We start from the raw sequence: 9,807 nt of genomic DNA, 5'->3' as shown, positions 1-9,807 counted from the left end.
CGATAATCGCAACAACGATCATTAATTCGATTAGGGTAAAACCCTGTTGTTTATTATTCATTTTCATTTTTTTATCTCCAGCGAAAAAAATCCTTGGGATCAACCAAGTCCTTTGATTGTAGCGTATTTTTTACAACACGCCAGTTTCCAATTAAGAATAATCTTATAAACAGTATAGTGCGCATTTTCAAACTGCGATGCAAATGCTATTTTATCTGTATGATATATGTCAATTTATAGAGCATTCGCACTTACTGGCATTAAAATAGTTTCTGGAAAAAAAAATAGCTTTTGGAATATTAAATAGCCTAAAGGATTAAGAGGTTACAGTTTTGCAGCCTAGCCAACCGCTCAGCGGACTTGCTAAAAGATTAGTTAATGAAGGTGTTTGCTCTGCTGAAGTCGCAGCAGATGCGGCCTTACAGTGTCGTGAAAAACAGCAAACATTTATCTCCTATGTTATCGAACAACGACTAGTCAGCGCTTATAGAGCGGCGGCAGCGGCCTCCGAAGAGTTCGGCATTCCCCTGCTTGATCTAGAAGCAATGGATAGCTCAACGCTTCCCCAAGGTTTAATCAATGACGCCTTGATTACGAAACATCATGCTCTCCCACTTCAAAAACGTGATAACCGCCTCTTTGTTGCTATATCAGATCCGACAAATATCCAAGCACTCGATGAATTTAAATTCCAAAGCGGCATCACGACTGAAGCGATCATCGTTGAAGAAGATAAACTCACTAAAGCGATAGAACTCTTTTTAGACGGTCAAGGTTCGGCCCTAGATGATTTAGAAGACAGTGATTTAGACAATTTAGAAATTGATGATTCTGTTCCTGGTGAAGCAGAAGAGGAGTCTCCAGAAGATGCATCGAAAGATGCACCTATCGTACGCTTTGTTAACAAGATACTTCTCGATTCCATCAAAAATGGTGCATCAGATATTCATTTCGAGCCTTATGAGAAAGCTTACCGAATCCGTAGTCGTATTGACGGTATACTACAAGAGATCGCCAAGCCTCCATCAAACCTTGCTTCACGGCTATCTGCACGATTAAAAGTCATGTCGCAAATGGATATCTCAGAGCGACGTATCCCACAAGATGGCCGTATCAAGATGAAGATATCTAAAAACCGCGCTATCGATTTTCGTGTCAATACGTTACCTACCCTCTGGGGTGAAAAAATCGTACTGCGTATACTAGATCCCAGCAGTGCTAAAATGGGGGTTGAGGCTCTAGGTTTTTCTGAATTTCAGAAAGAGATGTATTTAAGCACTCTCCATCGTCCACAAGGAATGGTTCTAGTAACAGGACCCACCGGTAGTGGTAAAACCGTTAGCTTATATACCGGCCTCAATATATTAAATACAGAAGAGCGTAACATCTCCACCGCTGAAGATCCGGTGGAAATAAACCTTGAAGGGATAAACCAGGTACACGTTAACTCAAAAGTAGGGTTAACATTTGCAGAAGCTCTACGCGCCTTCCTACGTCAAGACCCGGACGTAGTAATGGTAGGTGAGATTCGAGATTTGGAAACCGCAGAGATTGCCATAAAAGCTGCACAAACAGGTCATATGGTGTTATCAACACTGCATACAAACAGCGCCCCTGAAACACTTACACGCTTAAGAAACATGGGCGTTCCCGCATTTAATATTGCGACTTCTGTCAGTTTAATTATTGCACAGCGCTTAGGACGGCGCCTATGCGAAAGCTGTAAAACCCCAATCTCTCTCCCAGAAGCTACGCTAAGAGAAGAAGGGTTTAGTATTGAAGGCGGCTTTACTGATCAAGAACTGAAAACCCTAAATCTGTTCGAAGCTAATCATGATGGGTGCAATAAGTGCAATAGAGGTTACAAAGGACGTGTTGGTATTTATGAGATGCTTGCAATGTCACCTGAAATAGCTGAAGTTATTATGGAAAATGGCAACTCACTGGATATACTTAAAGTTGCCAATACGCAGGATTTTCAGAGTTTAAGGCTGTCTGGCCTGAAAAAAGTCGCCGAGGGCGTTACCAGCCTCGAAGAAATGAATCGCGTCATTAAGACCTAATTACAGGATACATTTTTTATGGCTAAAGAAGCCAAGCTACAAACCTTTACCTGGCAAGGTAAAGATAAAAGTGGCAACAAAAGCAAAGGCAAAGTGGATGCTGCCAATGTATCTATGGCTAAGGCACAGCTACGAAAGCAGGGCATCCTTCCTTCCAAAGTTGCCAAAGAACGCGGAGCTGGTTTTTTTAGCGCCAAAAGCAAGCCTATTAAACCCGTTGATATTGCCTTTTTTACTCGCCAAGTCGCTACCATGCTTAAATCTGGCGTCCCTCTCTTGCAAGGCCTAGATATTACTGCGGGCGGCGTTGAAAAAGACAAACTCAAAGAAATCATTTACAGCATTAAAAATGATGTAAACAGCGGCCTCGACTTTTCAACTGCGCTAACTAAGTATCCTGAGCATTTTGATGACCTTTACTGCAGTTTGGTGAGTGCAGGAGAACAATCCGGCGCACTTGAACAGATGTTAGACCGTGTAGCGACCTATAAAGAGAAACTGGAAAGTTTAAAAGCAAAAATTAAAAAAGCTTTAACTTACCCCACTGCAGTTATCGTTGTCGGCATCATTGTATCAGCAATCCTTCTTGTAAAAGTAGTGCCACAGTTTCAGGACGTTTTCAAAAGCTTTGGAGCGGACCTACCTGCATTCACTCTTTTCGTTATTGGACTGTCCGAGATTGCTCAAAAATGGTGGTGGGTCGTCCTTATTGGAGTAGCCATTAGCGGATATATATTTAGCAAAGCGCGCTTAAAGTCGAAAAAATTCCGCGATGGTGTCGATAAGGCCATGCTAAAAATCCCTGTCATTGGCGGTATTTTACACAACGCCTCTATTGCTCGTTTTGCCAGAACGCTTGCAACTACATTTGCGGCAGGTGTCCCATTAGTAAACGCATTAGAATCAGCCGCTGGAGCCTCTGGTAACGCACTCTACCGCGATGCAATTTTACAGATCAGAAACGGCGTTTCTACCGGTCAATCTCTGAATAATGCTGTCACTATGACCGGCGTATTCCCGAATATGACGGTTCAGATGATAGCAATCGGCGAAGAAGCAGGCTCCTTAGAAATGATGCTTGAGAAAGTAGCCGATTTCTATGAAGAACTAGTAGATAATGCGGTAGATAATTTATCCAGTCTCTTAGAGCCGCTTATTATGGCTGTGCTGGGTATACTTGTTGGTGGACTCGTAATCGCCATGTATCTACCTATCTTCCAGTTAGGTCAAGTTGTCTGATGGCTCCTTAGCGAACCTGGAGAACTCTTTAATAATCTAGGCAAGTAAATTTTAACATTTTATAAGCATCCCTAATGATTCTTTTACAAATAGATCCAGCGTGGGCAGTAGCCTGCGCTTTTATTTTGTCCCTGTGTGTTGGCAGTTTTCTCAATGTAGTTATTCACCGACTTCCCATCATGATGGAAAAGGAGTGGTTAGCAGAACATCAAGATGAAAACGATACACCACAGGAGACATATAACCTTTCCTCCCCTGATTCCACTTGCCCTCAATGCGGACACAAAATCAGATGGTATGAAAATATACCGGTATTAAGTTACCTCTATCTAAAAGCTAAATGCTCATCCTGCGGCCTACATATTCCATTCCGCTATCCTGCTATAGAGCTTCTTACGGCAATTACTGGCGCTTCTGTTGTCTATATCTATGGACTAAACGAAGTAAGTCTAGGCTTAACGTTACTATCTTGGGCACTAATTTGTCTTATTTTTATTGATATTGACCATCAACTACTTCCTGATCGAATCACCCTGCCTCTTTTATGGGCAGGGCTTTTTGCTAACAGCTTTGGTCTATTCACCTCGCTTGAAAGCGCTGTGTACGGTGCCATTGCCGGCTATCTAAGCCTTTGGAGCGTCTATTGGGCCTTTAAACTCCTTACAGGGAAGGAAGGGATGGGCTATGGTGACTTCAAACTTCTAGCCGCCTTAGGCGCTTGGGCGGGTCTATCACAGATTCCCTTAATCATTCTTCTAAGCTCTGTTGTGGGTGCCGTTCTTGGCATTCTAATGATTGTGACTAAAAAGCAGGAGCAACAAACCCCTATTCCATTCGGCCCCTACCTTGCTATAGCAGGCTGGATCGCAATTATTTGGGGCGACAACATTATGGGTACCTACCTACAGTTCATAGGTATTTAACATGTTTATCGTTGGTATCACCGGTGGTATAGGCTCAGGAAAAAGTGCCGTTACAGTACAACTAGAATCATTAGGTATAACAGTTATCGATGCAGACATTGTAGCGAGAGAGGTCGTCGAGCCGGGAGAAGATGCATTACAAAACATTTCATCTCACTTTGGCCCCACTGTTATAACCGAATCAGGCGAGCTTAATAGGGCTGAACTTAGAGCACGCGTCTTTGATAACCCAGAAGAGCGTAAATGGCTTGAAAACCTGCTTCACCCTTTAATCAGAGAGAGGATCGTTACTCAGCTAAACGTATCTAATTCGCCTTATACGGTATTGGTTTCACCTCTGCTTCTTGAAACAGATCAACACAGTTTAACCGACCACATTGTGGTTGTTGATCTACCTAGAGAATTACAAATACAGCGCACGATGTCGCGGGACAATAATAATAAGACACAGGTGGAAGCAATCATTGATGTTCAAATGCAAAGAGAAGATAAACTAGAACGCGCAGACTCAGTCATCAGCAATGACAAAGATCTCTATACACTTAAAAACAAAGTGAATAATTTACACCATAAACTACTAACACTTGCCCATCAGGATCAGCACAATGAGTAAACCCATCGTCAAATGCCCTACATGTGAAAAGCAACAAGAGTGGGATAGCAGCAATCAATTTAGACCCTTTTGCAGCGAGCGATGTAAACAGATTGACTTAGGCGCTTGGGCGAATGAGGAATATCAAATTCCGGAATCAAAATCAGCGAGCGATTACAGCAGCGCAGAAACGGAAGAACATGTAGATAGAGATGGGGCAATTCCGCCCACTACACACTAGATACCACTATTCATCAAGCTGCTATTTGCTCTTACTTGCTGCTCTTACTTGCTGCTCTTACTTGCTGCTCTTACTTACTCCGACGCTATTTATCCACCCAACAGCTAATAGCAGCGATACCCTGACCACCACAATTAACAACCTGTTCTATATGGCTCTTATCTAATCCCCCTAGCGCGAATACCGGGATTGTGCACTCTGATACGAGCTTTTGGAACCGCTCCCAACCTAAAGGCACCACTTCAGGGTGAGAGGTTGTAAATAACAAGGGGGATAGCGTTACAAAATCTAGCCCCTTCTCAACCGCCATTTCCAGTTCCGCCTCATCATGGCAAGAAGCGCTTAGCCAACGACCTGAAAACTCACTCCGGCTTTCTAACGCCTTTAATCGTTCCGAGCTAAGGTGCAAACCTTGGGCACCTAACTCTAAAGCGATTTCTAATGAGCAGTTTACAAGCATAGGGAGCTTTAGGTCAGAATTGGATTGCTTTAAAGCACTATAAGCAGCTCTAAATTCCTCATCGGAATATTCCGAATTCCGTAACATAATCGCTTGCGCACCTTGTGCAGAAACACCCTGAAAGAAACTATTTATCTCTGCAGGATTAAGGGAGACTGGGGTGATAGCAATACTACTAGGTAACATACAAGCGTTCAAAATTGGCCTATTGGCCGCGGGGAACTCATAAGTATCTAATTGAGATTTAGAGACCCACTTAACGGGCTGCCCCTCTTTCCCCCATGCATTCCCGGAAAAAGCATTAACCTGAAAAACATCTAATAAAACTGATTTATCCGAGTAATGATGCGGTATTTTAATCAAGGGGTGCGTTTTATCTCTGTCTATCTCAACACCCAGCTCTTCATAAAGTTCACGTGAAAGCGCTTCAAGTGCACTTTCACCCTCCTCCACTTTCCCACCGGGAAATTCCCACAAGCCACCTTGATGCTTATCAGTAGAGCGTTTAGCGATAAGAATATCGCCCACACTGTTCTGAATGACCGCAGCAGCCACATGGATTAACTTACGACTCATTCAATTCATCCCATCAAACATCAAGCTATTAAGTATTGATAAATTCAACGCTAATCCGCACACGTATTAACTACGATAATCCGCATTGATGCTGACATAATCATGAGATAGATCTGTCGTCCAAACCGTTTCACTTACATCACCACGGTTCAATACCACTCGAATCAAGATCTCCTCTCCATCCATAACAGCCTGGCCCGCTTCCTCTGTATAACCTGCGTCACGCCCACCTTTGCTAACAATACAAACATCGCCAAGGAAGAGCTGTAGCGCGTCAAGGTCTAGATCAGCTATTTCAGCACGGCCAACCACAGCCAAAATTCGCCCCCAGTTAGGATCAGAAGCAAAAAGCGCCGTTTTAACTAATGGAGAGTGTGCTATATCAAATGCGGTTTTTAATGCTTCCTGCTGATTGAGCGCGCTTTCAACCTTAACGGTTACAAATTTAGTCGCCCCTTCACCATCTCTGACAATCGCGTGAGCCAACTCTTGCATAATCTGAGTTAAGGCATCAGCAAAAACGTTAAAGAGCTCCTGATTGCTTCCAGACACCTCTAAACCTGACTCTCCGGTCGCTACCAACATACATGAATCATTTGTAGAGGTATCACTATCAACCGTTATCCGATTGAACGAACAGTTAGTCGCATCAGTTAACAATCTCTGAAGTAACTCTGGAGCTATCGCAGCATCCGTTGCAACATAACCCAGCATCGTTGCCATATTTGGCTTAATCATGCCTGAGCCTTTAGAGATTCCAGTCAATGTAATCACCTTACCTTCATAAGAGAACTGTAAAGATGCACCTTTAATACGCGTATCAGTCGTCAAAATACCTTCAGCCGCATCATTCCAGCCATCAGTAGACAGCGCCGCCTTCGCATCCGGTAGTACAGCGACCAATTTCTCTACAGGCAACTTTTCACCAATAACACCTGTCGAGAATGGAAGTACTGATTCAATAGAGGTATTGCACAAAGTAGAAACCGATTGACAGGTAGCCAAGGCATCCTGAAAACCCTCTTCACCCGTCCCCGCATTGGCATTACCCGTATTAATCACAAGATACCGTGCAGGCGCTTCACTTAAATGCTGTTTACATATCTGAACGGGCGCAGCACAAAAAGCGTTTTGAGTGAATACACCCGCTACACTCGCACCTTCACAAACACGCATAAGCACAACATCTTTACGTCCAGGCGTTTTAATACCCGCTGATGCTGTACCCAATTCAAAGCCAGCGACTTCAAACATTTTCTGAGGGAAAGTTTCCGGTCCAACTGCCATTTTAAATACCTCTTTAGAGCAGAAAGCAGCCAATAGGCTGCTTTCTTATCAATCTTATAATTTCAGCAGAATGCTAATTAAGCTAATTTGCCGTGGCACTGCTTATATTTTTTACCCGAACCACACGGACAAGGCTCATTACGTCCCACTTTTTTACCGTCTCTGACAAACGTTTCACCTTGCTCTTCAGAGCCTTCAGGCGCTTCACTATCTTCAGACATGGCAGAACTTTGTGAATGCGTAAAGTCCATCTGTTGTTTCTCAGCCTGTTCACGGCGCTGTTGCTCCATCGCCTCAACTTCTTCAGGCTGCTGAACTTGCACATGACAGATAATACGAATCACATCGCGCTTAATGTTATCCAGCAACTCTTGGAACAAGTGGAAAGATTCACGCTTATACTCCTGCTTTGGATTCTTCTGGGCATAACCACGCAGATGAATACCTTGGCGAAGATGATCCATCGTCTGAAGATGCTCTTTCCATAAAGTATCAAGCACCTGCAGCATGACCTGCTTCTCAAAATTACGCATAGTGCCTTCACCAGCCTGCTGCTCTTTCTGAGTATAAACCGCTAGAATTTCATCCTGAACTTTCTTATAAAGCGTCTCTTCATGCAAAGTGTCATCTTGATCTAGCCACTCTTGCACAGGAAGTTTCACAGCAAAATCAGCCTCTAGAGACTTCTCCAATCCGGGAATATCCCACTGTTCTTCTAAGCTTTGCGGAGGAACAAACTCACTTAATTTGCTTTCAACGATCTCTTCACGAACAGCATTAATAGTTTCAGATATATCATCCGTCGCCATCAACTCATTACGCTGTTCATAAATAACAGAACGCTGATCATTCGCTACATCATCATATTCAAGTAGCGCTTTACGCATATCAAAGTTACGACCTTCAACTTTACGCTGAGCTTTTTCAATCGCGTTACTTACCATTTTGTGCTCAATAGCTTCACCACGCTCCATACCTAGAGCCTGCATGAGCTGACGCACACGATCAGAAGCGAAGATACGCATTAGATCATCTTCCAGAGATAGGAAGAAACGAGACGAACCAGGATCACCCTGACGACCCGCACGGCCACGCAACTGGTTATCAATACGGCGGGACTCATGTCGCTCCGTACCAATAATATGTAACCCGCCATTATCTAGCACCTGCTGATGGCGTTTTTCCCAAGCCGCAGTTACTTCAGCAATCTGCGCTTCACTCGGATTATCCAAAGCATCAAGCTCTGCTTCTAATTTACCACCCAAAACAATATCGGTACCACGGCCTGCCATGTTAGTTGCAATAGTAACGGCACCCGGTCGACCCGCTTGGGCGATAATAGATGCTTCACCGCCATGATTCTTTGCGTTAAGGACACTATGCTGAATTTTAGCCTTCTTCAGCATCGTAGAGATCAATTCTGAAGATTCAATAGAGGCTGTACCGACTAAGACAGGACGCTCTGCCTCTTGACAGGCCCGAATCTCTTTAGTGATCGCCTCATACTTTTCTTCAACGGTCATATAAACCAGATCATTCTCATCCTTACGTGAGACTGGTTTATTTGTTGGAATTACAAGCACATCCAAACCGTATATCTGACGTAATTCAAATGCTTCCGTATCAGCCGTACCCGTCATTCCAGCAAGTTTGTCATACAAGCGGAAATAGTTCTGGAATGTAGTCGAAGCAAACGTCTGGCTTTCATTTTGAACAGAAACACCCTCTTTTGCTTCAACAGCTTGATGCAAACCTTCAGACCAACGACGGCCCTGCATGATACGACCTGTATGTTCATCAACAATAACAACTTCATTATCTTGAACAATGTAATCAATATCACGCTGAAAAAGGTTATGAGCGCGCAGACCCGCTAAAACATGATGTAGAAGGTTTAGGTTATGAGGAGCATAAAGGCTTTCACCTTCATTCAATAACTCTTTCTCAGTCAGCATATCTTCAACTGCTGCATGACCTGCTTCAGTTAGTTCGACCGTACGGTTTTTCTCATCAACAACAAAATGTTCGCTAATATCTTGCTCTTCATCTTTAGGGTCAATCTCTCCCTCAAACTGTTTAAGCTGAGGAATTAACTGATTGATAGCCACATACATTTGTGAACTATCTTCTGCAGGGCCTGAGATAATTAAAGGAGTGCGGGCTTCATCGATTAAAATCGAGTCAACTTCATCGACAACCGCAAAGTTAAAATCGCGCTGAACTTTTTCATCAATACTAAAAGCCATATTATCGCGCAGATAATCGAAACCGAACTCATTATTGGTTCCATACGTGATATCAGCTGCATAAGCTACACGCTTAGTCGCAGGATCCTGTCCTGATAAAGCAACACCGACACTCATGCCAAGCGATTCATATAATGGACGCATCCATTCAGCATCACGCTCGGCTAGATAATCATTCAC

The 9,807-nt window shown here is 43.5% G+C and carries 9 protein-coding genes; 5 read left to right on the top strand and 4 right to left on the bottom strand.

Features of this window, described 5'->3' with window-relative positions; translation table 11 throughout:
- On the bottom strand, window positions 1-61 hold a 61-nt coding region (locus tag B4K11_RS18590; RefSeq protein WP_414689278.1), incomplete at its 3' end, for a prepilin-type N-terminal cleavage/methylation domain-containing protein.
- 271 nt (window positions 62-332) lie between these two features.
- Here B4K11_RS18590 and pilB point away from each other — a divergent pair.
- The 5 genes from pilB to B4K11_RS03290 all read left to right on the top strand — a co-directional run bounded on the left by pilB (window position 333) and on the right by B4K11_RS03290 (window position 5,058).
- The gene (gene pilB / locus B4K11_RS03310; RefSeq protein WP_292957103.1) at window positions 333-2,063 is read left to right on the top strand and encodes a type IV-A pilus assembly ATPase PilB; all 1,731 of its coding nucleotides are present in this window, start codon (window positions 333-335) and stop codon (window positions 2,061-2,063) included.
- Window positions 2,064-2,081: 18 nt separating this feature from the next.
- The gene (locus tag B4K11_RS03305) at window positions 2,082-3,302 is read left to right on the top strand and encodes a type II secretion system F family protein (RefSeq protein ID WP_292957106.1); all 1,221 of its coding nucleotides are present in this window, start codon (window positions 2,082-2,084) and stop codon (window positions 3,300-3,302) included.
- Window positions 3,303-3,376: 74 nt separating this feature from the next.
- Window positions 3,377-4,225 (top strand): prepilin peptidase, encoded by an 849-nt coding sequence (locus B4K11_RS03300; RefSeq protein WP_292957108.1) that lies wholly within the window; start codon window positions 3,377-3,379, stop codon window positions 4,223-4,225.
- Between the two features lies 1 nt (window position 4,226).
- Complete coding sequence (gene coaE, locus B4K11_RS03295) at window positions 4,227-4,838, top strand: dephospho-CoA kinase (RefSeq protein WP_292957111.1); 612 nt, start codon at window positions 4,227-4,229, stop codon at window positions 4,836-4,838.
- Entirely contained in the window at window positions 4,831-5,058 is a 228-nt protein-coding gene (locus B4K11_RS03290; protein WP_292957114.1) for a DNA gyrase inhibitor YacG, read from the top strand. The genes coaE and B4K11_RS03290 overlap by 8 nt, the downstream gene beginning before the upstream one ends.
- A gap of 85 nt (window positions 5,059-5,143) precedes the next feature.
- Here B4K11_RS03290 and B4K11_RS03285 read toward each other — a convergent pair whose 3' ends face one another.
- From B4K11_RS03285 to secA, 3 genes are all read right to left on the bottom strand, one after another.
- Entirely contained in the window at window positions 5,144-6,094 is a 951-nt protein-coding gene (locus B4K11_RS03285) for a Nudix family hydrolase (protein WP_292959228.1), read from the bottom strand.
- Between the two features lie 66 nt (window positions 6,095-6,160).
- Entirely contained in the window at window positions 6,161-7,381 is a 1,221-nt protein-coding gene (gene argJ, locus B4K11_RS03280) for a bifunctional glutamate N-acetyltransferase/amino-acid acetyltransferase ArgJ (protein ID WP_292959227.1), read from the bottom strand.
- A 77-nt stretch (window positions 7,382-7,458) separates the two neighbouring features.
- On the bottom strand, window positions 7,459-9,807 hold a 2,349-nt coding region (gene secA, locus B4K11_RS03275; RefSeq protein WP_292959226.1), incomplete at its 5' end, for a preprotein translocase subunit SecA.

Source organism: Neptuniibacter sp. UBA6509 (assembly GCA_002435145.1).
In the GTDB taxonomy this organism is placed as follows: Bacteria; Pseudomonadota; Gammaproteobacteria; order Pseudomonadales; family Balneatricaceae; genus Neptuniibacter.
Note: the sequence above shows the minus strand (reverse complement) of the source record. Positions and strands in the feature narration are given on the sequence as shown.